Consider the following 25,473-nt stretch of genomic DNA (forward strand, 5'->3'; position numbering starts at 1 on the left):
GAGGGAAAACACGGGGGCTCCGTTGGACGCCGGGGGAACGGTCGCCGGCGGGCTCGCAGGCGGGGACGCCGGCATCGACGCGACGGGCTCCGCCTCGGGGGCCGTCTGGGGTGGGCTCGGCGTCGGCGCCGAGGCGGCCGGAGCCGGACGACCGCCGGCGGCGCCCTCCACCGGCGGGGCCGGCCCGGCCTCCGTCGACGGGGCCTCCGGGACCGGGACGTCGCCGAACACGTAGCCGGCGATCTCCTCCGCCGCCGCCATGTAGTCGACGGCCCCGCGCGTCGTGTGGCGCGCGTCGAAGACCGTCCGCCCGTCGCGGCTGGCCACTGCAAGCGACGACGACGTCCGGATGGCCGTCGAGAGGACGGCCTCGCCATACTTGGCGCGGAGGTACTCGGCGTAGCGCGCGTGCCGGTTGAGCCGCGCGTCGACCTGGGTGAGGAGGAACCGGGGCGTGGCGAGCGCCGGGTTCAGCTTGTCCTGGACGAGGCCGGCCGTCTGCCACGTCTGCTCGGCCCCCACGACCGGTTGGTACTCCGGCGTCACCGGGACCACGACGTGGTCGCTGGCGACGAGGGCGTTCATCGTGTAGACCGACAGCGCGGCGGCCGTGTCGACCAGGATGAGGTCGTAGTCGTGTCCGGCGCGGACCGTCTCGCGCAGCCACAGGACGTCGGTCGGGCGCGTCAGGCGGCGGAGCGCCTTCGTGAGCGCCATCGATGAGCCGACGAGGTCGAACCCGCTCACCGAGTGGACCGGGAACGTGCGGAGGTCGGCGGTGGCGTCGAGGAGGCCGAGCGCCGAGTGCTCCGGCTCGGGGTCGGGCGCGCCGAGCATGCGCGTGAGGAACCCCTGGGGGTCGAGGTCGACGACGAGCACGCGTCGTCCCTGGCGGCCGAGGGCGGCGGCCAGGTGGATCGACGACGTGGTCTTGCCGGTACCCCCTTTGTGGTTGCAGACAGTGAGAACGGGCACGGTGAGCCGGGCGGGCGAGAATCGGGAAGATAGGCCGGTCCCCGACTCCGGACCGGAGGCGGGCGACGCGGTCCCGAAGCGTTTAAGGGCCGGGGGAACCCTCCGATACCGGAGCGGCCACCACCTCGGCCCGATGGTTCCCCGCAAGCGCCCGCAGCCGCCCCCCTTGAGCACCTTCGGGTGGTCCCTGACCGGCGCGCTGCTCCTCGCCCTCAGCCTCCCCCCCCTCGGGGTCTACCCGCTCGCGTGGATCGGTCTCGTCCCGCTCATCGCACGCTGGGCCCACCGTCGGCCGAGCGTCGACTACATCCGGGAGCTCTACGCCCTGCTCCTGACCACGAGTTGCTGCGTCGGGTTCTGGCTCCTCTTCAACCCGGACGCCCAGACGGCGGCCCTTGGGGGCGTGAGCCTCTTCATCGTCCCGCTCCCGCTCGTGGCGGCGTTCGGGCTCGCGAACCTCGTCAAGGAGCGCCTCGGGATCTTCCCCGGCCTCGCGTCACTCGCGTTCAACGTGGTCGCGGCTGAGTTCCTGACCCTGTCGATGGGCATCTCCGTGCCGTGGCTGCTCCTCGGGCACACCCAGGCCGACGCCGTCGAGTTCATCCAGATGGCCGACGTCGGCGGCGTCCTCTTGCTCAGCCTCTGGGTCCTCCTCCTCAACGGGACCGCGTTCCTCGCCCTCCCGCGGTCGGGCCAGCCCGGCGAGCGCTACGGCGAGCGCGGCGCCTCGATGGCGGTCTTCACGGCCCTCGTCGCCCTGCCCGTGGCCTACGGGAGCGTCCGGACGGCCCAGGCCGACGTGCCCGCGGGCTTCACCACCGTCGGCATCGTGCAGCCCGGCGTGGCGCCCGGGACCTGGGACCGGCAGACCGCCACGGTCAAGGTCGATCACCTCGCGAGCCTCTCTGACGACATACTCGCCCCCGCCCTCCCCGTCGGCGACTCCACGGCTCCTGCCATCGCACCGACGCCGCCGGTGGGCCTCCTGATCTGGCCGCAGATGTCGCTCCCGTTCATGGGAACCGACCAGGGAGAACGGCAGCTCTACGACCGGCTCCAGCGGTGGGCCGGCGCCCGAGGCGTCTCGCTCCTCGCGGGCGCGCAGACGGCAGGCGACGGCGTCGAACGCGGCCGGCGCGCCCCCAAGCCCGGCGACCTCGCCAACTCGGCCATCCTGATCCGCCCCGGCAAGCCGATGGTGCGCTACGACCAGATGCGGTCGGTCCCGTTCGCCGACGCCAAGTCGGCCGCCGGCACCGACCGCGTGCTGTTCCAGGCCGACGGCGCCGAGATCGCGACGACGGTCGGGTTCGAGTCCATCTTCGGCGACCACGTCCGCCAGTTCACCGCCGACGGCGCCGACCTCATCGTGGTCCTCTCGCGGAACGACCTCTGGGGGCGCTCGGCAGGGCTCTACCAGCACCTCCAGTTCACGCGGCTCCGGGCCATCGAGTCGCGCCGCGCCGTCGTGCTCTCGACCGTGAGCGGGATCTCGGCCCTGATCCACCCGACGGGCGAGATCGAAGAGATCGCCGGCTGGATGGACCAGGACGTGGAGCCGATCCAGGTCCCGACCTACCGGGGTTCGACGTACTACGTCCGCCACGGCGACTGGCTCGGCCGATGGGCTCTCGTGTTGGGGCTGATCTACAACCTCGGCGCGATCGGGCTGACGATCTTCGCCCCGGAGCTCGTCGGGATCCGGAAGCCGGGCACCCGGCCCGCCGCCCGCCCGGCGTACTAGGCGAGCGATCTTGGGGCGACCCCGCGTGCCCATGATCGCCCTCGCCTGCCCGCTCGTCCTCGCGTCCGCCTCGCCGCGGCGCCGCGACCTCCTCGCCCGCCTCGGGCTCACGTTCGGCGTCCGCCCCACCGACGCCGACGAGACGTGGCCGGAGGGCCTCGACCCGGGCCCCGCCGCCGCCGAGGTCGCCCTCCGCAAGGCCCGCGCCCTCCCGCCCGACGGCGCGCTCGTCCTGGCCGCCGACACCGTCGTGGTCCTCGACGGCGAGGTCCTCGGCAAGCCCGCCGACGACGCCGAGGCGGCCCGGACCCTCCGCCGGCTCGCCGGGCGCACGCACACGGTCGCGACCGGGATCGCGCTTCGGCTCGGGGGACGGGAGACGACGGCGTTCGAACGCACCCACGTCACGTTCGCGGACCTGACGGACGACGAGATCGCGGCCTACGTCGCGACGGGCTCGCCGCGCGACAAGGCGGGCTCGTATGGGATCCAGGACGACCTGGGGGCCGTGTTCGTGGAGCGGATCGACGGCGACTACTTCAACGTTGTCGGCCTCCCGCTGCGCCGGCTCTACGCCACGCTGCGCGCCTTCGTCCCCGACCTCGTCTCGCTCGCCTGACCATGCGCCTCGCCCTCACGCTGCTGCTCGCGGCCCTCACCGCCGGCTGCTCCGACTCCGCTCCCGAGGCGGACCCGGCGCCCTCCGACACGACGACGGTCCTCACCCCGCCCGACGACGCGGGCCGCCAGTCGGTCGCGGACATCGTGAGCACCAGCCCCCGCCTCCGCACGCTCGCCCGACTCCTCCAGGCCTCCGGACTGAACGAGACGCTCGCGGACACCTCGACGGCCTACACCCTCTTCGCTCCGTCCGACGACGCGTTCGCCGTCCTCGGCGACGATGCGATCGCAGCCCTGGAGGCGAATCCCGACGCGGCTCGTGAGGCGCTCCTCGCCCACGCGCTCCCCACGCGGATGCTGTCGGTCGACGTCTTCCCGGAGCTCTCGATCGAGTCCATGGCCGGGACGGAGCTCGCGTTCCTCGAACAGGACGGTGGCTTGGCGGTCCGTTCGGGCGGCACCACGGCCCAGATCACCGACGCCGACCTCGACGCCGACAACGGCGTGGTCCACGTCATCGACACCGTCCTCCAGCCATGAGCGCTCCCATCTACCTCCTCCTCGGCGGGACCGGCGGCATCGGTGCGCCCCTCGCGCGGCGGCTCGCCGCCGACGGCGCCACCGTCGTCCTCGGCGCCCGCGACGCCGACCGCCTCAGCGCGCTCGCCGACGAGACCGGCGCCAAGGCGTTCACGCTCGACGCGACCGACGCCGACGCCGTCTCCGGACTGGTCGACGCGGCCGTCAAGGAGTACGGGCGGATCGACGGGGCGATCAACCTCGTCGGGTCGATCCTCCTGAAGCCGGCCCACGCGACCTCGCCCGACGAGTTCGACGAGACGCTCACCATGAACCTCAAGACGGCCTTTTACCTCGTCCGCGCGGCGGCGAAGGCGATGCAGAGCAACCGCGACCCGGAGGGCGGGTCCATCGTGCTGATGTCGAGCGTGGCCGGCCGCTACGGGCTTTCGAACCACGAAGCGATCGCCGCGGCGAAGGCCGGCGTCGAAGGGCTCGTTCGTGCCGCGGCGGCGACGTACGCCCCGAAGGGGGTCCGCGTGAATGCCGTCGCGCCCGGGCTCGTGCGGACGCCGCTCGCGGGCCGGCTCGTGGCGACCGAGCAGGCCGTCGAGGCGTCGGCGAAGCTCCACCCGCTCGGGCGGATCGGCGAGCCCGACGACCTCAGGGACGCACTCGCGTTCCTCCTCAACCGCGACGCGAGCGGGTGGGTCACGGGCCAGACGCTGTCCGTCGACGGCGGCTTCGCGACCGTCCGGCCGCGCTAACCCCGAACCGGCGCACGGTCGAGCCCCGGTCTCCCGTTCGGAAAAGGCGCCCGTTCGAGGTGGCTCTGGACGCTACCTTGCCACCCGATGGCGCGTCCCCCCGGACCCCGCACCCGCATGTCTTTCCTCGTCAAGGTCGCCGTGGCCATCGGGCTCGCCTGGGCGGCCCTCTGGTCCTCCACCACCGTCCCCGTCACCGCGCCACGGGCGACGGTCCCCGCGCCCTGGACGCGTGCGGAGTCGCCCGCCGCGCGCGTCGCCGACACGCTGTCGCTCGACGCGGCGATCGGCCAGCTGATCGCCGCCCCCGACGACGCGCCGGGGTTGGACGCCGCCGTACGAGCGGGTCGCGTAGGGCGTGTGGTGGTGTCGCCGCGATCGACGGAGGCGCACCTCCGCCGGCTGCGCGCGTGGCAGGCCTCTGCCCCGCTCCCGGTCGCGCTCGAGACCGAGGCGGAGCGGCCGACGTTCGACGGCCCCACGACGGCGGCGGCCCGCCAGCTCGCGGCGAGCGGCCGTCCGGACCTCGCGTTCATGACGGGGAAGGCGCGCGCGCAGGCCGCGCGCGGACTCGGCATCCAGACCCCCGGCACCGCACTCGTCCTCGCCGCCGGCGCCTCCGATTTCGGCCCGACGCCCGGCGGCGATGTCGAGCAGGCCCTCGTCCGGGGCCTCCGTGAGGGGCGGGTGCTCCCCTCCGCCCGGCTCCTCGACGAGACTGGCCTCGACGCCCTTGACGCCCTCGCCAGCGCGGGGCTGATGGAGGTCCACGTGGCGAGCCCGGCGTTGGTGACCGAGGTGAAGCAGCGGAATGGCTACAACGGGCTCGTCGTCGCCGAGGTAGGCCGCCTCGGCGAGGGCGCGGTCGCTGCCATCGAGGACGGAGCCGACCAGATCGTCTCGGCCTCGCCACGCGCGGCCTATGACTCGCTCGCGCGCGCGCTCCGCATGGGCACGCTCGACGCGCAGCGGGTCCGCGACGCCTCGCGGCGGGTCCTCGCGGCGAAGGTGTGGAGCGGCCTCGAGCTGGCCCCGCCGTCCCGCCGGGGCGCGGACGGCACCGGCGGGGGCCTCCAGATCGACCCGTGGCGGACGCCCTCGGCCTCGCTCCTCCACCGCTCGGACCTCCTCGCCGCCGAGGTCGCACGGCGGAGCGTCACGGTCATCCAACGCGAGCAGGGCCTGCTCCCGCTCGTCGGGCCGGCAGGAGGCCCCGTGTTCACCGTCCTCCTCGACCCGTCCGCCGACGCCGAGCGTGGGCTCTACTTCGCCAACGCGCTCGCCGACGGCCTCTCGCCCGACCGCCCCGCCTCCTACGCCCGCCTCGGCCTCGGCACGGAACCGGCCCGCTACGCCGACGCCCTCGACGCCGCCGGCGACGCCGACGTGGTCGTCCTCGCCGCGTTCCCCGACACCGACGGGGAGCTCTCGGCGCGGCACCGGGCCTTCGTGCGCGCCCTCAACGACCGCACGCCCGCGGTCCTCGTGGCCTTCGGCGACGCGCGGCTGGCCGCGGGACTGCGCCGGCCCGAGGCGTTCGTCGTCGCCCACGACCGCTCGGCGACGGCGCAGATGGCGGCGGCGCAGGCCATCGCCGGACAGATCGAGGTCGCCGGCTCGCTGCCGCACGGCGTGGCCGGACTGGCCGCCGCTGGCGACGGCGTCCGCTACCGCCAGCAGGCGCTCCGGTCGGGCGCCCCCGAGGAGGCCGGCCTCGACGCCGAGGCGGCCGCCCGCGTCGACGCCGTCATGGAGCGGGCGCTCCGCTCGGGCGCGTTCCCCGGCGGGGCCGTCGCCGTCGGCCGCGACGGCGTCCTCCTTCGGCTCCGGGGCTACGGCCAGCTCACGCGGGGTGGCGCCCCGACGACGCCCGACACCCCCTACGACCTCGCCTCGCTCACGAAGGTCGTCGGGACGACGGCCGCCGCGATGCGGCTCGTGGAGGACGGCCGGCTCGACCTCGACGCGCCCGTCGCCGACTACCTCCCGCGGTTCCGGCCGCTCGGCAAGCAGTACGTCACGGTCCGCCAACTCCTCTCCCACTCGGCCGGCCAGCGGCCGTGGTACCCGTTCTACGCCCACGGCCTCCTCGACCGCCGCGCAGCCCTCGACTTCATCTACGCCGACACGCTCCAGTACCCGCCCGGGACCCGCTCGCGCTACAGCGACTTCGACATGATCGTGCTCGGCGAGGTCCTCCAGTCGATCACCGGCGAGCCCATCGACCGGCTCTTCGACGAGGCCGTGTTCGAGCCGCTGGGGATGCGGAGCACCGGCTTCCGGCCCGTCGGCGTCCGCGACCCGGACGCGGCGCCGACCGAGCGCGACGACGTCTGGCGCGGGCGGACCCTCCAGGGCGAGGTCCACGACGAGGCCGCCTCGGTGTTCGACGGCGTCGCCGGCCACGCCGGCCTGTTCTCGACGGCCTCCGACATGGCCCGGTTCGCGTTCACGCTCGCCAACGGTGGCGAGGGCTACGGCACGCGCCTCTTCCGCCGGACGACCATCGACGAGTTCACCGAGCGCGTCCGCCTCCGGAGCACGTACCCCACCGGCCTCGGGTGGATGGTCAACCACGGCGACACGTCGGCCGGCGACGAGTTCGGGCCGCGGTCGTTCGGCCACACCGGCTTCACCGGGACCTCGATCTGGATCGACCCCGACCAGAACCTCTTCGTCGTTCTCCTGACCAACCGGGTCAACCCGTCGCGCCGGAACACCCGGATCCGAGAGGTCCGCCCCGCGCTGGCCGACGCCGTCGCCGGGGCGGTCCGCACGCCGCCGGGCGAGGCGGCCCAGGCGTGGGGCTTCGGCCCCGTCCCCGCCGACCTCCCGCGCGTCGCCCGCCGCTAGAGCCCGACTCCCCCACCCGGGGGATCCCCCCGCCCCACCGACTCCCCATGCCGACCTACGTCTACCGCCGTCCCGACGGGACCACGTTCGAGGTGTTCCAGAAGATCTCCGACCCCGCGCTCACCGAGGACCCGGACACCGGCGCGCCCGTCCAGCGCGTGATCTCCGGCGGCGCCGGCCTCCAGTTCAAGGGCGACGGCTTCTACCTCACCGACTACGCCCGCAAGGGCAAGGACGGATCGTCCGAGTCGAAGGGCGAGTCGTCCGGCGACGGCGACTCGAAAAAGGCCGAGCCGAAAAAGAAGGAGTCGAAGCCCGCGACGAAGGCGGCGTCCTCTGACGACTGACCCGCGCCGCCTCGGCGTCGAGGCGGAGGGAGCTACGGCACGATGCCGGTGCGCCACTGACGCTGGAGCCGGCGGAACAGGTCGTGGTACACGCGGCTCCGCTCCAGCGTGAGGACGCGGAACGGAGCGTTCTCGTAGATGCGCCCGGCCGTCCGCTCGAACACGAACACGGACGGCTGGCCCCCGCCGATGGCGTAGCTCCAGCGCTCGCCGGTCGGGGTCGCCTCGACGTAGCGCGGCGCGCCGAGCAGGACGTAGAGCATCCCGGGGTCCGTCTTCCACCCGTCCTTGTAGGTCGCGAACAGTCGGTTGGCCTCCTCGACCCGCTCGTAGTAGGCGCGGACCGTGGCCGCCGCCAATCGTCGGTCGTCCATCTCCTCGCCCCAGAACCGGTCGAACGCGCGGCGCAGCGCCTCGGGGTCCTCCGCCTCGACGAGCGGGTCGAGCTCGCCGGGCGTGGCGACGTACACGAGCGGGCCCACGAGGTCGCCGAGGCGGGTCACCAGCGGGTAATCACGGCGGCGGACGACGAACAGCCGGTCGGACTCGTCGAGCGGCGTCCCGTCGGGCGCGACGAGGCGGACGCGGGCACGGTACACGCCGGGCCCGAGCGCGGGGAGCGGCGCCTCCACATCGAGCGCCTCGGACGGGTTGAGGATCGTTTGGCGGACGGCCTGCACGGTGTCGACGTCTGACAGGTCGACGCCGCGCGCGGCGAGGCTCGCCTGATTGGGCGTTAACCCGTCGAGCCGCTGGGCCGGCTCGTCGTCGGCGCGGACGCGGACGACCGAGAGCTCCGTCGTCGCGCCGTCGGGCACGCCGGTCGCCTGGACGATGGCGCGAAGCGAGTCGAGCCCGGCCGGGACCGACGACGCGTCGACGGGATCGACAGCGCCGTCGACGGCCTCGGCTTCGAGGCGGAGGCCGCCGAGAGCGGGCGCACCGGACGGAGGCGGGACCCGGAGGTCGAGCCGCCGCTCGGCGGTCCGGTCACTCGTCAGATCCTCCAACACGGCGCGGACGACGTACTCGCCGGGCGGCACGTCGAACCGCTCGACCCGCCATTCTGGGACGGCCGACCGTGCCGCGTCCGACGTGCCCACCCGGAAGGTGTCGCGCGGAGACGCGGAGCGCGGGGCGCCCCCCTCCTGCTCGACCGTCACGATCCATCCGGCGACAGCCGTGAGGGAGTCGGCGGTCTGGCGGAAGACGAGGGAGGCGGGCGGGACGCCGAGGTACACGTCGAGGCCGGGCGCGTCGTCGCGGACGCTGGCGACGGCGTCGAGGACGAACACGGGCTCGCCGGCCCGGTACGCGGCGGCGCCCGCGTCGAGAGGAGGCCGGGCCGGGCCGGACCCCGCGCACCCGGCGAGCCCCGCCAACCCCGCGAGGAGGGCGCAGAGGCCGAGACGGCAGCTCGTCATGGAGGGGCGTGCGGGACGCGACGGTGAGAAAGGGAACCGACCGCACGGGACCCGCGGCCTCCGCCCGAACGGCAGATGCCCCATCCGCGGATCCCGGCGCCGGCCGCTACCGGGCCTCCCGCGCCGCCGCCACGATCGCCGCGAACGACTCGGCGTCGAGGCTCGCGCCGCCGACGAGCGCTCCGTCGAGGTCGGGCTGGGCGAACAGCTCGGCCGCGTTGCCCGGCTTGACGCTCCCGCCATACAGGATCTCGATGCCGTCGCCGCCGGTGAACCGATCGGCCAGCGCGCCGCGGATCGCCGCGTGCATGGCCTGCGCCTGCTCCGGCGAGGCCGTCCGCCCCGTGCCGATGGCCCAGACCGGCTCGTAGGCGACGACGAGGTCGCCCGCCTCGACGCCGTCGAGCGACGCCGCGAGTTGGTCGAGCACCGTTGCCTCGGCGTCGCCGGCCTCCCGCTCGTCGAGCGTCTCGCCGACGCAGAGGATCGGGACGAGGCCGGCGGCCTGGGCCGAGCGCACCTTCTCGGCGGCGAACGCGCTCGTCTCACCGAAGAGCTGGCGGCGCTCGGAGTGGCCCACGATGACGTAGTGGACGCCGAGGTCCCGGAGCATCGGCGGCGACACCTCGCCCGTGAACGCGCCAGACTCTTCGGGGTGGACGTTCTGTGCGCCGAGGCGGACCCCGCTGTCGCGCAGGCGCTCGGCGACGGCGTCGAGCCACACGGCGGGCGGGCAGACCGCCACGCCGACTGCGTCGGTCGCGTCGGCCGTGACCTGCACGACGTCGGCCGCAAGGCCGACCGCGTCGGCGTGGCCGAGGTTCATCTTCCAGTTTCCAGCGACAAGCATCAGAGTCGATCGGGTGAGTTCGGGGAGTGGGCGGCGACCTCGGCCGTGACGACTTCGGCGAGCGACGAGAGGGCGCGGACGTCGTCCTCGGTCCAGTCGTGGGGCTCGTGGTCGATGGCGCAGAGGGCGCCGATGACGTGGCCGTCGGGGGCCGCGACGGGCACGCCGAGGTAGGCCACCACGTCGAGGTCGTCGATGGCGGGGTTGCCGGCGAGGCGCGTCGACTGACGGGCGTCGGCCACGACCAGCGGGCGCCGTTCGTTGGCGACGTGCTGGCAGAACGAGTGCGTGAGCGGCGTCTCGCGCGCGTCGGCCACGGCGCCACCGAGGCCGACCTGGCTCTTGAAGAACTGCCGGTCCTCGTCGACGAGGGAGATCAGGGAGACCGGCACGCCGAGCGACTCCGACACGAGACGCGTGAGGGTGTCGAACGCCTCGGACGGCGGCGAGTCGAGGAGCGCCGTCCGGCGGAGCGCGGAGACCCGGCCCGCCACGCGGGTCGCGTCAGGGGGGCCTCCGGCCTCCGCCGTTGGAACCAACTCGACCGGCTGGGCGCCGCCCCACCCGGCGTTCGCGAGGAGGTCGGCCCACCGGTCCTCGGCCGTCTCAACGGGCAGAGCCTCGCCCCGGTACACGACGCCGCTGATCCGTACCTCCTCCCCCACAGCGATGGAGCGCCCCCTCAGCCGATACGGGACTCCGTCGAGATGGAACGGGAGGTCCACGGCGCTCCCAGGCTCGGCCAGCGCCTGCTCAAACGACTCCCGGAGCGTCTCGGCAGCGTCCATCCGGTGGACTATCGCGTCGAGCGAGACCACGTCATCGAGCAGGCCCGGCGCCTCGACTCGACCGTCGGGGTGGAGCGTCACCGGGTGGGCGCTGGCGCCCTTGAGCGCGACGTGCAGCCGCGCGGCGTCGACCTCGGCCGTCACGTCGCGCCCGACGAGGGCGGCCCCGGCGACCCGCCCGTCGGCCGTACGCACGGGGACGAACGACGCGTCGAACCATCGGGGAGCCTCGGCCGACCTGACAGCGATCCGCTTGCGGACGGCGTCGCCATTGAGCGCTCGCCGCCACGCCTCCGATTGGGGACTCGTGCCGGCGTGGTCCTCTCCGATCGACGGGGTCTCGGGCAGGGTAGCAGCCGCCGTCCTCCGCCACGCCTCGTTCACGACCGACAGCCTCCCATCGGCGTCGACGGCGCAGAGGGCGTCGGGGGTCGCGTCGATGACGGCCCGAAGGAGCGCCCGCTCGCGATCGAGTTGCGCGTTGAGATCGTGGAGTTGGCGCTCCGACGCGAGCAGCGTCGTGACGTCGCGCGCTTCGAAAAGAAGCCACGTCTCGTCGGCGGGCCCTTCCACGCTCTGGATGTCCACCAGGAGCGTCCGGCGCGCGCCGTCGCGGGTCACGGGCGCGTAGAACCGGTCGAGCACCCCGCCTCGCGCGAGATGAACGCTCTCACGGACCCGGTCGGGCTCGTCCCACCACGGCGCGTCGTAAATGGAGGTCCCGAGGGCCGCACCACGCGACGAGTAGTAGGCGGATGCGGCATCGCTCAACGCCCGGATGCCGCCGTCCGCCTCGAGGAGCATCCCCAAACCGAACGACGACTGGAACGCACGTCGGAAGACGTCGTCGGGCACGGCCGCCTCCCGCCCGTCGCTGACGACTTCGGCGGGAGCGGCCGGCGCGCCGTCCACAGGGTCGAGGGAGGGGCGGTCCATCTCGGTCAGGCGGTGAGCGAGTCGAGCTTGGCGAGGATCTCCTCGGCGTGAGCGGCGGTCTTGGGCCGCTTGAACACGTGGAGGACCACGCCGTCGGGGCCGATCAGGAACGTCGTCCGCTTGATGCCCATCGACTTTTTGCCATAGAGGTTCTTCTCCCCCCAGGCGCCGTAGGCCTCGAGAATGTCTTGGTCCGGGTCGGCCAGGAGCGGGAACGGGAGGTCGTACTTGTCGGCGAACCGCTCGTGGCTCTCGGTCGAGTCGGCCGAGACGCCGACGACGGCCACGCCCGCCTCGGCGAGGGCGCCGAGGTTGTCGCGGAGGTTGCAGGCCTGCTTGGTGCAGCCCGGCGTGTCGTCCTTGGGGTAGAAGTAGAGGGCGAGCGGCCGGCCGGCGAAGTCCGCGAGGCGGACGGTCTCGCCGGTCTGGTCGGTCCCCTCGAAGGGCGGCGCGGGGTCGCCGGGGGCGGGCATGTCAGCCATCGGTCGGGATCGAGTCGGTGAGGGCGCGGACGCGGTCGAGGTGGGCGTGCGCCGTGAGGTCGAGCTGGAGCGGCGTGATCGAGACGTAGCCGTCCCGGATCGCCGCGAGGTCGGTGTCGGGGCCGTCGTCGAGGTCGATGAACCGGCCGCCGAGCCAGTAGTAGGGCCGCTGCGTCGGGTCGAAGCGCTCCTCGAACTCCTCCTCCCAGCGCGCCCGCGCCTGCCGCGTCGTGCGGATCCCGGCGAGTTCGCCGAGCGGGACGTCGGGCACGTTGACGTTGAGGAGCACGCCGTCGGGGAGCCCACCTGCGAGGACGCGCTCGGCGATCTGGCGGGCGACGTGGCCGGCCGTCTCGAAGTCCGTCGGGCGCCACGCGTCGTGGGAGACGGCGAACGACGGGATGCCGAGGATCGTCCCCTCCGTCGCCGCGCTGACCGTCCCCGAGTACATCACGTTGACGGCCGTGTTCGGCCCGTGGTTGATGCCGGAGACGACGAGGTCGGGCGGGCGCGGGAGCAGCCGCTGCGCCGCGATCTTGATGCAGTCGGCCGGGGTGCCCGTCACGGCGCGGGCCCAGACCGGCCCGCTCGGCCCGTCGAACACCCACGGGTGGACCCGCATCGGGTCGCGGACGGTGATCGCGTGGCCGACGGCGCTCTGCTCGGCGAACGGCGCCACCACGGCGACCGTGCCGATCCCGTCGAGGGCCGCCGCGAGGGCCGCGATCCCCGCTGCGTCAATCCCGTCGTCGTTGGAGACGAGGACGAGCGGCCGGTCGGCCGGTGCGTCGAGCGGGTCAGGACGGGTCACGGGCGGCGGAGAGGGGACGGAAAGATCGCACCGGTCGGGCGCGGCGGGGATGGAGAGTCCGGAAGGGTCCCCGGCCGGGGCGGCGCCCCCGACGACCGGTCTAGTAACTCTCCTCGTCCCCAGGGAACGCCCGCCGGCGGACGTCCTCGACGTACCGCCCGACCGCCCCGGTGACGGTGCCGGCGAGGTCGGCGTAGTGGCGGACGAAGCGCGGGTTGAAGTCCTTCGTCAGCCCGAGGAGGTCGTGCGTCACGAGGACCTGCCCGCTGCACCCGACGCCGGCGCCGATCCCGATCGTGGGCACGTCGACGCTCTCGGTCAGCTCGGCCGCCAGCTCGGCCGGGATCTTCTCCAAGACGACGCCGAACGCGCCCGCCTCGGCGAGGGCGCGGAGGTCGCGGCGGAGCGCGTCGGCCTCCTCGACGTCGCGGGCCCGCACCTTGTAGGTCCCGAACTTGTAGATGCTCTGGGGCGTGAGGCCGAGGTGGCCCATGACCGGGATGCCGGCGCCGAGGATCCGCTTTACGGACTGGAGCACGCCGGCCCCGCCCTCCAGCTTCACCGCGTGCGCCCCGGTCTCCTTCATCACGCGGATCGCCGAGCGGAGCGCCTCGCGGCTCGACCCCTGGTACGCCCCGAACGGGAGGTCCACCACGACCAGCGCGCGGTTCACGCCGCGGACCACGCACTGGGCGTGGTAGATCATCTGGTCGAGCGTGATCGGGAGCGTCGTCTCGTGGCCCGCCATCACGTTCGAGGCCGAGTCGCCGACGAGGAGCACGTCGACTCCGGCCTCGTCGAGGAGCCGGGCCGACGTGTAGTCGTAGGCCGTGAGCATGGCGATGGGCGTCCCCTCGGCGCGCATGGCCTGGAGCGTCTGCGTCGTGACGCGGCGGACGTCGGCGGCGGTGTCGGCGGAGACGGTCTGGGTGCTCATCGGGGTCGGGAGAGGGCCGGACAGGATACGGGGTGTCCATCGCGCCGAGGCATGGCCGGCCCCAACGAAAACGGGCGCCGCCTCCGAAGAAGCGGCGCCCGTCGGACGGGTCACCGAGGCGGGCCTACTGGCCGGCGCCGGTGCTCGGCGGGTCGATCGGCGGGGCCGGGGGCTGCTGCGGCTGGCCGACCGGCGCGGCGTTCGGGTCGATCCCGAGCCGGTTCATGATCGACACGGTGAGGTCGTCGACGCGCTCGCTCCGGTACAGGAAGACGGGCGCGTTGTTGGCGACCGTCGGGAGCACGAGGTCGTAGCCGCCCGCCTCGGCCTCGGCCTGGATGGCCTGGTCGATCCGGTTGAGGACGGGCTGGAGGAGCCGGGCCTCGGCGTACGAGAGGTACTGGAGGCCCTGGACCTCGGCCTGCTCGATGTCGTTGCGGATCTGGAGGAGCTCCTGCTGGCGCTCCTGGCGCGCGGCGTCGGTCGCCACGGCGCTCTGGTCGAAGGTCTGGTACTCCTCGAGCTTCGTGTTGAACACCTGCTGGAGCGAGTCCTGGACCACGGCCACGCGCTGGCCGACGGCCTGCTGCTGCTGCTGGAGCTGCTGCTGGACGTCGGCGAAGGCCGGCATCCGGATCACGATCTGGTCCGTGTCGACGAAGCCGACCTTCATCGGCTGCGCGAGGGCGGCCGGCGCGAGGGCGACGGCGAAGGAGAGGAGGAGGAGTCGGCGGAGGGTCATGGGAATGTCGTGGGGGACGGTCGGGTGAACGGCCGTGTCTTAGCCGCTCGTGCCGGTGAGCCCGGCGGCGCCGAGCCCGATCCCGAGCTCTTCGAGCACGAGGTCGGTCACGTTGTTGCGGGGGCGGGTGTAGAGGAAGAGGTACTCGCCGGCCCGGTCGAAGATGTAGTCGTAGTCGCCCTCCTCCGCGACGACCTCGATGGCCGCGAGGAGGCGCTCCTGGGCCGGGCGGAGCTGCGTCTGCTGCTCGCGGAAGAGCTCGCCCTGCGGCCCGAAGTAGCGGCTGCGCAGCGCGTCGCGCTCCTCCCGCTTGGCCTCGATGGCCTCAAGCTGGGCCTCGCGCTCGTCGTCGGTGTAGAGGATCTCGCGGGCCGCGAACCGGTCCGCCATCTGCTCGGCCTCGAGCGCGACGGTCTGGACCTCGGCCTGCCACTGCTGCGTGAGCCGGTCGAGCTCCTGCTGGGCCGACTGGAACTCGGGCATCTGCGGCAGGATCGTCGACGAGTCGATGAACCCGATCGTCTGCTGGGCCAGCGACGCGGGCGCGGCGAGGACAGCGAAGAGAGCGGCGAGGACGATCGGCGTGCGCATGGGGATCAATGGGGCGACGAGGAAGACGGAGGACCGCAAGCCTACCGCCCGCCGAGCGAGAACTGGAAGCGCCAGCCGGGCTGGGCATCCTCAATGGCCCCGGCCGACGTGTCCAGCGGCGCGTACGGGTCGATCTGGTAGCCCATGTTCAGGTCCACCAGCCCGAGGATCGGCAGGAAGATCCGGGCGCCGACGCCGGCGGCGCGGTACAGCCGGGACGGGTCGTAGTCCTCGAACCCGTTGTACGTGTTCGCCGCGTCGGCGAAGAGGTACGGGGCGAGCGAGAGCTGCGGCGTCTGGAACAGGAGGATGCCGAGCTCCGCCTCGTACTTGTTGAGGATCCGGCCGCCGACGCTCTGCCCGTTCTGGCGGGGACCGATGGCCTCGATGGGGTAGCCCCGGAGGAACACGAGGTCCTTGCCGAAGCCGCGCGAGATGCTCGACGTCCCGCTCGCCTCCAACGGCGTGCCGCCGACGAGGAAGCGCTGGAACCGCACGTCGTCGCCCGTCAGCGACCCGATGTAGCCGAACTGCGTCCGGACCGACGCCGTGAGCCGCCCGACGACCGGCGTATAGAACGCCGTCTGGAGGTCCCACTTGTGGTACTGGATAAAGTCGCCGATCGGCGGGGCGACCGTCACCGTCAGGCCGACCTGCGACCCGCTCTGCGGGAAGGTCGGGTTGTCGAGCGCGTTGCGCGAGATCGACTGGCTGAGCGTGACCTCCTGGCTCACGCCCTCGGGGAGGAATGAGGAGCTCAGGCCCCGGACGTTGTAGAGCCGGTAGCCGAGGTTCGTCCCCGTCACGAAGAAGTCGTCGGGCCACTTCAGCCGCTGCCGGTAGAACACCGAGGCGCCCGCGGTCGAGTAGAGGCCCTGCGTCGTCGAGGTCAGCGAGGAGAACTCCTGGCGGCGGTACGAGAGGGCGAACCCGGCCGGTGTGGCCTGGCCACGGAACCATGGCTCGGTAAACGAGAGCGAGTAGATCTGCGCCCGCGTGCCGTACGTCTGGACCTGGAGCGAGAGCTGCTGCCCGTCGCCCGTCGGCATCCCACCGTCGAAGCCTTCCAAGAGGTTCTGGACGGAGAAGTTGGCGAACGTCACGCGGGCCGAGAGGATCAGCCCGATGCCCGAGCCGCCGTAGCCTCCCGAGAGCTCGAGCTGATCCGACGACGTCTCGGCGAGGTTGTAGACGAGGTCGACCGTCTTGTCCTCCTCGTTGACGTTGATGGTCGGGCCGGCGCCGAAGCTGGCCGGGTCGAAGTAGTTCAGCGTCGAGAGCTCGCGGACGCTCCGCTCGATGGCCTGCCGGCTGTACGGCTGACCCGGGACCGTCCGGAGCTCGCGGCGGATGACGTGCTCTTTCGTCCGCGTGTTGCCCGCGATCCGGACCTCGCCGAACTCGTAGACCTCGCCCTCGGTGACCTCGAAGTAGAGGTCGAGCGAGTCGCCCGGGGCCTCGACGATCTCGGGCGCGATGTAGAACTCGTAGTAGCCGCGGTCCTGGTAGAGGCTCGTGATGTCCGTCTTGTCCTGTGTGTAATACAGGTTCTGCTCGATCCGCGTGCGGTCGTAGGCATCGCCGGGCTGGAGGCCGAGCGCGAACTGGAGCTGCTCGTCCGTGTAGAGCGTGTTGCCCTCGAAGACGATGTCGCGGATGTGGTACTCCGGCCCCTCCTCGACCTCGATCTGGACCACGAGCTCTTCCTCGCCCTCGCCGTTCGTCTCTGTGAACACCGAGTCGCTGACGACGCGGGCGCCGTAGTAACCGCGGTCGTTGTAGAACCGGACGAGGCTGGCGAGGTCCTCCTGGAAGCCGTCGTCGTCGAACGTCTCGCGTTTCCAGAACCGCCACCAGCGCTTCTCGGGTGTGTTCGAGAGCGTCTTGCGGAGCGTCCGCTCCGAGAACACCTCGTTCCCGACGAACCGGACGTCGGCGACCGACTGGCGCTCGCCGCGCTCGACGTTGAACGTGACGACGACGCGCCCGTCCTCGTCGATCCGCTGGCTCGTGTTGACCGTCGCGAGTCGGTAGCCCTCGTCGCGGAGCTTCTCGCGGATGACCAGCTCGGACCGCTCGATGTCGGACGGGCGGACGGCACGCCCGCGGAGGAGCGGGATCTGCGGCTGGAGGTCGTCGATGGTCGACGACCGGAGTCCCTCGTACTCGACCGACGCGAGGCGCGGCTCTTCCGTCACGTTGATCGTGAGGAACACGCCGTCGCCGGCGACCTCGGTCGCCTCGACGGAGGCGTCGGAGTAGCCGCCGCGGCTGTAAAGGTTGCGGACGGCCTCGCCGAAGGCGGGGTCCCAGGGGAGCGTCACGCGCTGGCCAGGCCGGAGGCCGCTAATGGAGCGGACGAGGGCGTGGCTGTTCTCGTCGAGCGCGCCGTCCACCGACACCGACAGGATCTCGTAGGACGGGGCCGGGGGGGGCGGGCCGGCCGGCGTCTGCGCGAACACGGGCGCGACGGCGGCGGCGAGGAAGACGGCGAGGGCGCGCACGGGGGCGAGCGATCGGAGCATGCGGAGCGCGGCGGCGAGAGCAGGCCGGGGGGCCAAACGGGGCGTCGGAGGGTACGGAGGGGCCCGAGGGGCACGGGCGCAGAGACGGCGAAAACCGGGGGGACTCACCGCGTGGGTCCCGAACGGCACCCCGGACGGCTTATTGCAACCGCCCGGCCCGGGGACCGGCTTCCCCCCTACTCGCCCTCGACGCGGCCAAAGCGGCGGTCGCGATCCTGGTAGCTCCGGACGGCCTCGTAGAGCGCCTCGCGCCGGAAGTCGGGCCAGAACTTCTCCGTCACGTAGAGCTCCGTGTAGGCGACCTGCCAGAGGAGGAAGTTGCTCAGCCGCATCTCGCCGGCCGTCCGGACCAAGAGGTCGGGGTCCGGGAGGCCGCGCGTGAGGAGCGCGTCCGAGACGGTCTCCTCCGTGATGTCGGCCGGGTCGAGGCGGCCGGCCCGGGCCGCCTCGGCGATCTGGCGGACGGCCCCGGTGATCTCCCACCGCGAGCCGTAGCTGAGCGCGAGCGTCAGCGTCATCCGCGTGTTGCCGGCCGTGAGGTCGAAGGCCTCCTGGAGCTCGCGCTGCCCGCGCGCCGGCAGGCGTCCGAGGTCGCCGATGGCGTGGAGTCGGATCCCGTTGCGGTGGAGCTTCTCGGCCTCGCGCCGGAGCGTCCGCACCAACAGCTCCATCAAGGCCGTGACCTCGGCCTTCGGGCGGTGCCAGTTCTCGGTCGAGAACGTGTAGAGCGTGAGGTGCTCGACGCCGAGCTGCGCCGCGGCCTCGGTCACGTCGCGGACGGAGACGACGCCCTCGTGGTGGCCCGTCACGCGGGTCTTGCCGCGCGACTTGGCCCAGCGCCCGTTCCCGTCCATGATGCAGGCGACGTGCGCCGGGATCGGCCCGCGCGCCCTGAGGGCGGCCTGCGCCTCCCGGTCGGCCGCGGTCTGCTCGGCGCCGGAGAGCTGGATGGGCTGGTCGAGAGTCTCGGACGACATGCCCGGAAGGTAGCCCGGCGCCACGTCGGCGTCGCGAGAGGTCCTGCGAATCCCTCGCCGGCGCGCCCCCTTACCCTCTCCGACGGAGCTTCGAGACGGCGTACGCGCCGCCCGCGAGGGCCAGCAGGCCGAGGCCGCCGTCGATCGGCACCGTCGCCGGGTATTGCGTGGGCGTCCCTGGCGGCGCCGGCGGGCCCGCCGGCGGCGGGGCCCCACCCGGGTACTGGGTCGGAGTAGCGGGGGGAGCGGGGGGCGACGGCGCGGCCCAACTCGGGACCGACTGCGCGGCGGCCGACGAGAGCCCGAGGACGACGAACCAGATGAGGACGAGAACTCGCATGGGCTCAGCGGACGAGGGTGATCGCTCGCGTCCGCGTCACGCCCGCGGCCTGGAGCCGGAGGACGTACACCCCGGCCGGCACCCGAGAGGCGTCGAACGACGCGGCGTGGTCGCCCGCCGGCCGCTCGGCGTCCTCGATCACGGCGACGAGGCGGCCCAGCACGTCGACCACGTCGAGGCGGACGGGGCCGGAGCGCCCCGTCTGGTAGGCAAGCCGGACGAGCTCGCGCGCCGGGTTCGGCGCCGGTGGGCGGAGGACGAGGTCGTTCGCAGTCGGCGCCCCTGCCTCCGCCTCGACCGACGCGCCGAAGCGGACGACGAACCGGGGCTCGGACGCGAGCGCCGCGGTGGTGGCGGGCAGGGCCGGCAACGCGGTCCGCCGACGGCCGGCCGCCCCGGTCCCGGTCAGGGTGAACGTGTAGGAATCGGACGCGCGGAGGTCGATCGTCTGGCCCGTCTCCCGGTCCACGAGCGCGAGCGGCGTCGACGGCGCGGCGTCGAGGTCAGGCCAGGAGATCGTGTAGGTGCCGGTCCGCGTCGCCGCGACGTCGAGCGCCAGCGTCTGGCCGTCGGCGTCGGCGGGGCGGCCCTCGAACACGAGCGGGGCGCCGTCGGCGCGGACGAACCGGGCGGCGACGTGGTCGGGCGAGAGCGGGACGAGCCACGCCGCGTCGTAGCGGTCGGCGCCCTCGGCCCCGCCGTCGAGGAACACGGCGATGGGATCCGTGGCCTCGAGCCCCTCGCCCTCGACGTGGAGCCGGAGCTCGGCCGTCGGCGCCCGACGCCCGACGAACACCGGGCTCTCCCCGACCGCCTTCCACGACCGGTCGAAGGCGAGCTCTCCGGGCGACGCGTCCGTGGCCTCAGCCCAGAAGGCCTGAAAGGCGGGGATGTAGCGGCCGGCGCGACCCGTCGCCGTCCCCGCCAGCGAGTAGTAGGCGTAGTTGCCAGCGCCGCCGTTGGCCGCCGGGTCCCACACGGCGTAGGTGGTCTGGAACGCCCCCGCGGCCTGGACCGCCCGCCAGTCGAGCGGGGCCGCGAACGGGTTGCCGAGCAGGTTGAAGCTCGCCAGGCTCTCCTCCGCCTCGTACCGGATGGGGACCCCCGCGGAGACGTTCTCCTCGCCCTCGACGTCCCAGACCCCAGGCAGAATCGGCGTCTCCCCGTCCGCCTCGGTATCGAAGGCGAAGAAGAAGAACCCGACGCCGGCCGGGAACACCTTCGTGTAGTCGGAGACGGGTTCGTAGCGGGCGTCTGGGGGAGCCCCCGGGTCCCAAGCGTAGAGGATCGGGTCGCCGTCCTCGTAGTCCGCGCCCGCCGCACCCTGCGTGTGGAAGTCGTCGTTGAGGCTCGCGAAGGGGACGCCCGCGAACGGGCTCGCGATCATGCGCCAGCCCTCGCCGTCGACGTACGGCCGCTCGTAGACGATGGCGTCGCCGGACCGCTCGGCCCCCGCTCCGTCGATGGCCCCGAGGCGGACGACCTCGCCGCCGCTGACCTTCGCTGCGAGGGTGGCCGGCCCCTCCTCGAACGCGTACGACCCCGCGTAGAGCCCGAGCACGCCCATGATCCGGGGGACCACGTAGACGAGCACGTCGCCGCCGGGGTTGTCGAAAGCGAGGTCCTGCACGACGAACAACTGGCCGTCCCCGTCGCGGTCGAAGAACTGCTGGCTAACGGCGGCGCCGCCGAAGGTGAGGCCGCCGGAGGCCGCGTCGAGCGTCCCGCCGCTCTCCACGACCAGATCGCCGGTCACGACGACCCGGGACCCGTCGAGGACGACGGTGCCGGATACCGCAACGTCGGCTTGAGGGAGGGCCGGGACGGCCAAGAGGACGAGGAGCAGGGCGATGTGGCGCATGACGGTCGCGGGCCTAGAGGTCTCCGGTGCGCGAGGCGCCGAGGTCGAGCGGGCCGTCGCCGACCGTGCGGGCGGCCGCCTCGAGCGTCACGTCGAGGCACCAGATCCGCGCCTGGAACGTGACCGTGCTCGCGGTCCGACTCTGGTACGTACAGATGTATCCAGCTGGGAATGTGGGCTCTTCCCAGTCCAGAGGCGACCACGACAACGGCATGCCCTCCTGGATGCCCTGCATGAAACACGAACCTGTGACAGGGACCTGATCCACAGAGTCACATCTCGCCACGGCGGTCAGAACGGCGCCACCCGATGTTATCGAACGAACTTCGCTGCGCAAATAGAGTCGGCCCCGCGTCATTCCATTGAAGAGACCACCCCGGATCTCGTCGGGCGAGATGCAGTCGGTGCAGGTCACGGTCCCGTCGTCGTTGACGGCGAAGTGGAGCGTGGCCCCTGAGGCGTCGCGGACCTCGAACACGGGCGACTGGGCCGCGGCGAGCGGGGCGATGAGGAGCAGCGCCAGCGGCGCGAGACGGAGGGCGATCATGGAGGGCGAGAGGTGGGCTCCCTTCCCCATGCGGATTCTCTCCGCCGATCCCACCACGCCCGCCCGACTTATTCCCCGGTCAGCTCGCCACCGTCCACCGGACGCCCTCCGCGCGCCCGTAGCCGACGGCCTCGACGTAGATGAAGTAGCCCTTGAGCCCGCTGATGAGCCGGCCGCTGAGGCGGAGCGGCTCGCCTGGCCGGGCCTCGGCCCAGCGGTACCCCTCCGAGTCCGGGTCGCGGAGGTACACCCGGAACCGCCCGCGCTCGACCGACGCCGTGGCCGTGACCGTCAGCCCAGCGTCCGTGTCGAACGAGACCGAGTGGCGCCCGCTCATCCAGCGGATCGTCCCCTCGACGCCGAGGCGCTTCTCGAACCCCGTCCGCACGCGCCCGCGCCGCCGGCTCCCCTGGACCCGGCCACGCCCGCGCGGCAGCTCCGACACGACGCCCGAGGTGGGGCCGAGCGGCTCGGCCGACACCACGAACGTCGTGTCGAGCGGCGGGCCCGGCGGAGCGTCCGGCCCGTAGAGCTGCGCGGCCCGCTGCCTCCGCTCCCACGCGTAGTACTCGTGCACGCCCCACCAACCGGCCGCGCCCAGGGTGCTGAGCGCGACGAGGCCGAGGCAGACGAGACCCATGGTGCGCACCGGAGGTTAGCGGCCCGCGAAGTGACAGTCGGCCAGTTCGATCACGCTCCGGTCCACCGAGCGGAGGGAGAGCGTCCACTCCTCGGTCACGATCCCGGTCAGGACCACGCGGCCCCGGTCCTCCGACGCGATCTCGGGCACCTCCTCGGCCATCACGCAGACGACGGTCTGCGGTCCGCGCTCGTCGCCCGGAGGCGCGAGCCCGACCGTCACCTTCTCCCCGCTCGGGAGCTGCGAGGTGGTCGTCCCGTTGTAGCGGCCGATGACGGAGACGCCGGTGCCGACCCACCCGAACATGGCGCCGTGGAGGTCCTGCGCTGAGATCGCCCCGTCCGGCGCCGCCTCTCCCACGCTCACAATCTCGCAGCCGTTGCCGAGTCGCATCTTGCCGCTGCTGGGCGCACTGACTTCCCCGCGTAGCACGAGGACCGCGTCCGGCTCGACTCGGTTCTCCTCGGGGCGCTCCGCCAGCCGGCAGGTGACGAGCCCCGCCTCGCGGTCGCCCTGACCGGGCTCGGCCGCCAGCGCGACGGTCTGCCCAATCTGGACCTTGCCATTCACGCTCGACGGCGCGTCCTGGACGTAGCCGTAGACCGTGACCGTTTTTCCGTAAGGCGCAGCGACGACATCGCGGAGGTCCTGGACGGGGATGGGCGTCTCGTAGTCCATCGTCGCGGGCGTGAGGCTCGGCAGCACGAAGGCCTCGGTCGAGTCGGGCACAGGCCCGGGGTCGGCGGGCGCGTCAGACGCCGTCGATGTCGGGACAGCGGGGAGGGCGGCGGCGGGGACAGGCTCGGCGTCGCCGCCGCACGCGAGGAGGGCGACGGGCAGGGCCAAGAGAAAGAGTCGAGTCATGGGGATGGAGGTCAAAGGTGGAGGGCGCGCCCCCACGCGGGCGCGGCCGAGGAGGTGACTAGCGCGCGACGGTCACTGGGACGGATCGGACCGCCGCGCCCTCCGCGATCCGGAGGAGGTAGGGGCCCGGCGCCAGCCCGGCGCCGTCGAGGCGGACGCGGTGCGCGCCGGCCGGCCGCTCGCCCTCCGACACGACGGCCACCTCGCGCCCGAGCACGTCGACCAGCGACACGCGGACCGGGCCGGCCTCGCCCGTCTCGAACGTGACCGTCGTCCCACCGGCGAACGGGTTGGGCGCGACGCCGAGCGCCGGTGTCGCCGTCGCGGAGGCGCGCGGCGCGCGCACGTCCGACGGCGCGGCGCCGTCCACGAGGTCGAACGGCACGATGATGGCGCTGCCGGCGAACGTGTGACGGTTGCCGTCGAGGCCATACGAGATCAGGACGAGGGCGTGCTCGGTGCCTACGAGCTCTTTGGCTCGCCCCCAGACCGCGTCCAGACCGAAGAGCGGATCCTCGTATCCGAGGTACGGCTTGTCGAAATAGGTGTCGCCGTCGCCCCAGATCCCGAACAGCGGGTCCTCGTAGCTCACACTGGGGTCCTCGTACCCGAACAGCGGCTCCTCATACCCGAGGCGTGGATCGTCGAAGCCGAAGAGGGGGTCCTCGTAGCCGACGTTCCCGGTCCCCCAGATCCCGAACAGCGGGTCCTCGTAGCCCTCGACCGGGCCGTGGCCGACTCGGATCAGCGGGTGCTTGCCCGGTGTCGCCCGGAGGTCGTCGGAGGTCACGCTCACGACCAGCTCGCCGTTGCGGACGAGCCCGTAGGCCATCTGCATCTTGGCGGGCTTGTCGACGACCACCTGGAGGTCGACGGCGGCGTCGAGGGCCCGGGCGATCCCGTTGAGCGACCGCTCCGGGAGTGGGACCGTGGTGCCGCCGACGTCGGCGGCGCGGAGGCCGAGGAGCGCGTCGGGCTTGAAGACGGGAGGCGGCTCGCAGTCGGTGCAGACTTGGGCCGAGGCGGACGGGGCGAGGGTGATCGCCGCGAGGGCGAGGGAGAGAATCGAGAGGCGAGTCATGGGTCTGGGGATGGGGTCGCGGGATGGGGTCACCCCGGCCGGCGTCCCGCACCGCCGGCTGGGCAGGACGGGTCTACTGGTTGGGGATCCGGTCGAGCGCCACGAACTGGTTGCTCAGACCGACGTGGTAGCCCGCGTCGAACGGCGGGCGCTGGGGCGCCGGGAGGCCCTCGGGGGCGAGCATCGTCAGCTCGTAGAGCTGCGCGGCGCCGAAGTCGTCGCGCCACGAGGGCTTCGTCGTGGCCACCACGACCGGGAGGCCCCATTGGATCACCTGCCCGAGGAGGTTGTGCTTGACCGGCCGCCAGTCGCCGCGGACGGCGACGGCGAGGACCTCGTACCCGTCGCCCCGCTGTCCCCAGCGGTCGTCCCCGCGGAGGTAGTCGAGGACGGCCCGGGCGTGCTGGGTCGGGGCGCCGCCGGCGTGGCCGGGCCACCGGTTCGTCGCGATCTGGTCGCGGAACGCGGACTCCATCTCGGCGACGAGCTCGATCGTCTCGGCCCGCATCTCGTTGAGGTCCGCGTTCGACGGGTCGTAGCGGAGCGCGAGGTCGGTCTGGTCGCGGATCCGCGCGGCCCACTCGAGGTCGTAGTCGTCGAGGTCGTCCTCGTTGCGGAGCGTCTCGAGCTGGAACCGGAGCGTGCCGACCTCGCCGGCCGCCTGCTCGCGCCGATAGGTCGCCGCGTCGGCGATGGCCTCGGTCATGGTCCGGAGGGCCCAGTCGAGGTCGCCCTCGAACGTGGCGCCGACCTCCATGTAGTCGGCGTCCTCGATCTCCATCCGGCGGAACGCCTGCTCGACGTTGAGCCAGAACTCGTCGTACTCGCCGTCGCTCCACCGCTCGGCGAGCGGGAGCATGGCGGCCTGGAGGGTGGGGAACGTGGCCTCGAGCGCCTCGATGCGCGCGAGGTCCTCCTCGGAGAGCTCCCGGACGTAGCCGGCGTCGAGGTCGCGGAGTTGGTCGCGGTGCGCGAAAAACACGGTCATGAGCTCCCGGGCGAGCGCGATGGCCTCCTGGCGCTCGGGGCTGGCTTCGAGGGCGGCGCGCTCGGCCGCCTCGCGGGCCCGAGAGGCCTCGAGCTGGCTGGGCCCGTCGGAGAGGCGTCGGCCGGACCGGGCGTCGTCGCGGCCGGTCACGTTCTCGACGGCCCGGCGGGCGCGGTCGCGGAGGTTGCCGAGCTGGGCCTGCGCGGGCATCGCGCTCAGCGCGATCGCCGTGAGACAGAGGGTGGAGAGAATTCGGGTCATGG

At 73.0% G+C, this 25,473-nt stretch carries 23 protein-coding genes and 1 pseudogene; 6 read left to right on the forward strand and 18 right to left on the reverse strand.

Annotated features, from left to right (window positions below):
- A pseudogene (locus BSZ37_RS22675) lies at positions 1 to 1,149 on the reverse strand (ParA family protein); the annotation flags it as partial.
- On the opposite strand from BSZ37_RS22675, the gene BSZ37_RS13940 reads away from it, so the two are divergent.
- From BSZ37_RS13940 to BSZ37_RS13965, 6 genes are all read left to right on the forward strand, one after another.
- The gene (locus BSZ37_RS13940) at positions 1,142 to 2,719 is read left to right on the forward strand and encodes an apolipoprotein N-acyltransferase (protein ID WP_095511137.1); all 1,578 of its coding nucleotides are present in this window, start codon (positions 1,142 to 1,144) and stop codon (positions 2,717 to 2,719) included. The pseudogene BSZ37_RS22675 and the gene BSZ37_RS13940 sit on opposite strands and share 8 nt — an antisense overlap.
- A gap of 31 nt (positions 2,720 to 2,750) precedes the next feature.
- Positions 2,751 to 3,338: a Maf family protein gene (locus BSZ37_RS13945; protein WP_095511138.1), complete on the forward strand. Its 588-nt coding sequence runs from the start codon at positions 2,751 to 2,753 to the stop codon at positions 3,336 to 3,338.
- A 2-nt stretch (positions 3,339 to 3,340) separates the two neighbouring features.
- Complete coding sequence (locus tag BSZ37_RS13950; RefSeq protein WP_095511139.1) at positions 3,341 to 3,880, forward strand: fasciclin domain-containing protein; 540 nt, start codon at positions 3,341 to 3,343, stop codon at positions 3,878 to 3,880.
- A complete protein-coding gene (locus tag BSZ37_RS13955) occupies positions 3,877 to 4,626 on the forward strand; it encodes an SDR family NAD(P)-dependent oxidoreductase (protein ID WP_095511140.1) in 750 nt (249 codons plus the stop codon). The genes BSZ37_RS13950 and BSZ37_RS13955 overlap by 4 nt, the downstream gene beginning before the upstream one ends.
- A 117-nt stretch (positions 4,627 to 4,743) precedes the next feature.
- Positions 4,744 to 7,479, forward strand: coding sequence for a serine hydrolase (locus BSZ37_RS13960; protein ID WP_095511141.1), 2,736 nt, complete (start codon positions 4,744 to 4,746; stop codon positions 7,477 to 7,479).
- A gap of 47 nt (positions 7,480 to 7,526) precedes the next feature.
- Positions 7,527 to 7,826: an FmdB family zinc ribbon protein gene (locus BSZ37_RS13965; RefSeq protein WP_179299646.1), complete on the forward strand. Its 300-nt coding sequence runs from the start codon at positions 7,527 to 7,529 to the stop codon at positions 7,824 to 7,826.
- 32 nt (positions 7,827 to 7,858) lie between these two features.
- On the opposite strand, the gene BSZ37_RS13970 is transcribed toward BSZ37_RS13965, so the two are convergent.
- The 17 genes from BSZ37_RS13970 to BSZ37_RS14050 form a co-directional block, all read right to left on the reverse strand.
- Positions 7,859 to 9,250, reverse strand: a complete 1,392-nt coding sequence (locus BSZ37_RS13970) for a GWxTD domain-containing protein (RefSeq protein ID WP_095511142.1) — start codon at positions 9,248 to 9,250, stop codon at positions 7,859 to 7,861.
- 106 nt (positions 9,251 to 9,356) lie between these two features.
- The gene (gene tpiA, locus BSZ37_RS13975) at positions 9,357 to 10,100 is read right to left on the reverse strand and encodes a triose-phosphate isomerase (protein ID WP_095511143.1); all 744 of its coding nucleotides are present in this window, start codon (positions 10,098 to 10,100) and stop codon (positions 9,357 to 9,359) included.
- The gene (locus BSZ37_RS13980) at positions 10,100 to 11,824 is read right to left on the reverse strand and encodes a GAF domain-containing protein (RefSeq protein WP_095511144.1); all 1,725 of its coding nucleotides are present in this window, start codon (positions 11,822 to 11,824) and stop codon (positions 10,100 to 10,102) included. Before BSZ37_RS13980 ends, tpiA begins: the two co-directional genes overlap by 1 nt.
- A gap of 5 nt (positions 11,825 to 11,829) precedes the next feature.
- Complete coding sequence (gene bcp / locus BSZ37_RS13985) at positions 11,830 to 12,306, reverse strand: thioredoxin-dependent thiol peroxidase (RefSeq protein WP_218830505.1); 477 nt, start codon at positions 12,304 to 12,306, stop codon at positions 11,830 to 11,832.
- The gene (surE, locus tag BSZ37_RS13990) at positions 12,299 to 13,117 is read right to left on the reverse strand and encodes a 5'/3'-nucleotidase SurE (RefSeq protein ID WP_095511146.1); all 819 of its coding nucleotides are present in this window, start codon (positions 13,115 to 13,117) and stop codon (positions 12,299 to 12,301) included. The genes bcp and surE overlap by 8 nt, the downstream gene beginning before the upstream one ends.
- A gap of 100 nt (positions 13,118 to 13,217) precedes the next feature.
- Entirely contained in the window at positions 13,218 to 14,054 is an 837-nt protein-coding gene (gene panB / locus BSZ37_RS13995; protein ID WP_095511147.1) for a 3-methyl-2-oxobutanoate hydroxymethyltransferase, read from the reverse strand.
- A gap of 124 nt (positions 14,055 to 14,178) precedes the next feature.
- Complete coding sequence (locus tag BSZ37_RS14000) at positions 14,179 to 14,796, reverse strand: OmpH/Skp family outer membrane protein (protein ID WP_095511148.1); 618 nt, start codon at positions 14,794 to 14,796, stop codon at positions 14,179 to 14,181.
- A gap of 39 nt (positions 14,797 to 14,835) precedes the next feature.
- Positions 14,836 to 15,387: an OmpH/Skp family outer membrane protein gene (locus tag BSZ37_RS14005; RefSeq protein WP_095511149.1), complete on the reverse strand. Its 552-nt coding sequence runs from the start codon at positions 15,385 to 15,387 to the stop codon at positions 14,836 to 14,838.
- A 41-nt stretch (positions 15,388 to 15,428) separates the two neighbouring features.
- Positions 15,429 to 17,912: an outer membrane protein assembly factor BamA gene (gene bamA / locus BSZ37_RS14010; RefSeq protein WP_095511150.1), complete on the reverse strand. Its 2,484-nt coding sequence runs from the start codon at positions 17,910 to 17,912 to the stop codon at positions 15,429 to 15,431.
- A gap of 176 nt (positions 17,913 to 18,088) precedes the next feature.
- Complete coding sequence (locus BSZ37_RS14015) at positions 18,089 to 18,889, reverse strand: undecaprenyl pyrophosphate synthase (protein ID WP_095511151.1); 801 nt, start codon at positions 18,887 to 18,889, stop codon at positions 18,089 to 18,091.
- 70 nt (positions 18,890 to 18,959) lie between these two features.
- Entirely contained in the window at positions 18,960 to 19,229 is a 270-nt protein-coding gene (locus tag BSZ37_RS14020; RefSeq protein WP_095511152.1) for a PID-CTERM protein-sorting domain-containing protein, read from the reverse strand.
- Positions 19,230 to 19,233: 4 nt separating this feature from the next.
- Positions 19,234 to 21,090, reverse strand: a complete 1,857-nt coding sequence (locus tag BSZ37_RS14025) for a T9SS type A sorting domain-containing protein (RefSeq protein ID WP_095511153.1) — start codon at positions 21,088 to 21,090, stop codon at positions 19,234 to 19,236.
- A 13-nt stretch (positions 21,091 to 21,103) separates the two neighbouring features.
- Entirely contained in the window at positions 21,104 to 21,637 is a 534-nt protein-coding gene (locus BSZ37_RS14030) for a hypothetical protein (protein ID WP_143537668.1), read from the reverse strand.
- Positions 21,638 to 21,716: 79 nt separating this feature from the next.
- Entirely contained in the window at positions 21,717 to 22,277 is a 561-nt protein-coding gene (locus tag BSZ37_RS14035; protein ID WP_095511155.1) for a hypothetical protein, read from the reverse strand.
- Positions 22,278 to 22,292: 15 nt separating this feature from the next.
- Complete coding sequence (locus tag BSZ37_RS14040) at positions 22,293 to 23,141, reverse strand: hypothetical protein (RefSeq protein ID WP_143537669.1); 849 nt, start codon at positions 23,139 to 23,141, stop codon at positions 22,293 to 22,295.
- Positions 23,142 to 23,199: 58 nt separating this feature from the next.
- Positions 23,200 to 24,222, reverse strand: a complete 1,023-nt coding sequence (locus BSZ37_RS14045) for a T9SS type A sorting domain-containing protein (RefSeq protein ID WP_095511157.1) — start codon at positions 24,220 to 24,222, stop codon at positions 23,200 to 23,202.
- 73 nt (positions 24,223 to 24,295) lie between these two features.
- The gene (locus BSZ37_RS14050; RefSeq protein WP_143537670.1) at positions 24,296 to 25,471 is read right to left on the reverse strand and encodes a hypothetical protein; all 1,176 of its coding nucleotides are present in this window, start codon (positions 25,469 to 25,471) and stop codon (positions 24,296 to 24,298) included.
- Between the last annotated feature and the right edge of the window lie 2 nt (positions 25,472 to 25,473).

Origin of the sequence: Rubrivirga marina (assembly GCF_002283365.1) — a bacterium.
Lineage (GTDB): Bacteria > Bacteroidota > Rhodothermia > Rhodothermales > Rubricoccaceae > Rubrivirga > Rubrivirga marina.

Bases quoted from the DNA above. Each gene is read 5' to 3' on its own strand.
- BSZ37_RS13945 (WP_095511138.1), top strand. From the start codon at position 2,751: ATGATCGCCCTCGCCTGCCCGCTCGTCCTCGCGTCCGCCTCGCCGCGG.
- BSZ37_RS13950 (WP_095511139.1), top strand. From the start codon at position 3,341: ATGCGCCTCGCCCTCACGCTGCTGCTCGCGGCCCTCACCGCCGGCTGC.
- BSZ37_RS13955 (WP_095511140.1), top strand. From the start codon at position 3,877: ATGAGCGCTCCCATCTACCTCCTCCTCGGCGGGACCGGCGGCATCGGT.
- BSZ37_RS13960 (WP_095511141.1), top strand. From the start codon at position 4,744: ATGTCTTTCCTCGTCAAGGTCGCCGTGGCCATCGGGCTCGCCTGGGCG.
- BSZ37_RS13965 (WP_179299646.1), top strand. From the start codon at position 7,527: ATGCCGACCTACGTCTACCGCCGTCCCGACGGGACCACGTTCGAGGTG.
- BSZ37_RS13970 (WP_095511142.1), bottom strand. From the start codon at position 9,250: ATGACGAGCTGCCGTCTCGGCCTCTGCGCCCTCCTCGCGGGGTTGGCG.
- tpiA (WP_095511143.1), bottom strand. From the start codon at position 10,100: ATGCTTGTCGCTGGAAACTGGAAGATGAACCTCGGCCACGCCGACGCG.
- BSZ37_RS13980 (WP_095511144.1), bottom strand. From the start codon at position 11,824: ATGGACCGCCCCTCCCTCGACCCTGTGGACGGCGCGCCGGCCGCTCCC.
- bcp (WP_218830505.1), bottom strand. From the start codon at position 12,306: ATGGCTGACATGCCCGCCCCCGGCGACCCCGCGCCGCCCTTCGAGGGG.
- panB (WP_095511147.1), bottom strand. From the start codon at position 14,054: ATGAGCACCCAGACCGTCTCCGCCGACACCGCCGCCGACGTCCGCCGC.
- BSZ37_RS14000 (WP_095511148.1), bottom strand. From the start codon at position 14,796: ATGACCCTCCGCCGACTCCTCCTCCTCTCCTTCGCCGTCGCCCTCGCG.
- BSZ37_RS14005 (WP_095511149.1), bottom strand. From the start codon at position 15,387: ATGCGCACGCCGATCGTCCTCGCCGCTCTCTTCGCTGTCCTCGCCGCG.
- bamA (WP_095511150.1), bottom strand. From the start codon at position 17,912: ATGCTCCGATCGCTCGCCCCCGTGCGCGCCCTCGCCGTCTTCCTCGCC.
- BSZ37_RS14015 (WP_095511151.1), bottom strand. From the start codon at position 18,889: ATGTCGTCCGAGACTCTCGACCAGCCCATCCAGCTCTCCGGCGCCGAG.
- BSZ37_RS14020 (WP_095511152.1), bottom strand. From the start codon at position 19,229: ATGCGAGTTCTCGTCCTCATCTGGTTCGTCGTCCTCGGGCTCTCGTCG.
- BSZ37_RS14025 (WP_095511153.1), bottom strand. From the start codon at position 21,090: ATGCGCCACATCGCCCTGCTCCTCGTCCTCTTGGCCGTCCCGGCCCTC.
- BSZ37_RS14030 (WP_143537668.1), bottom strand. From the start codon at position 21,637: ATGATCGCCCTCCGTCTCGCGCCGCTGGCGCTGCTCCTCATCGCCCCG.
- BSZ37_RS14035 (WP_095511155.1), bottom strand. From the start codon at position 22,277: ATGGGTCTCGTCTGCCTCGGCCTCGTCGCGCTCAGCACCCTGGGCGCG.
- BSZ37_RS14040 (WP_143537669.1), bottom strand. From the start codon at position 23,141: ATGACTCGACTCTTTCTCTTGGCCCTGCCCGTCGCCCTCCTCGCGTGC.
- BSZ37_RS14045 (WP_095511157.1), bottom strand. From the start codon at position 24,222: ATGACTCGCCTCTCGATTCTCTCCCTCGCCCTCGCGGCGATCACCCTC.
- BSZ37_RS14050 (WP_143537670.1), bottom strand. From the start codon at position 25,471: ATGACCCGAATTCTCTCCACCCTCTGTCTCACGGCGATCGCGCTGAGC.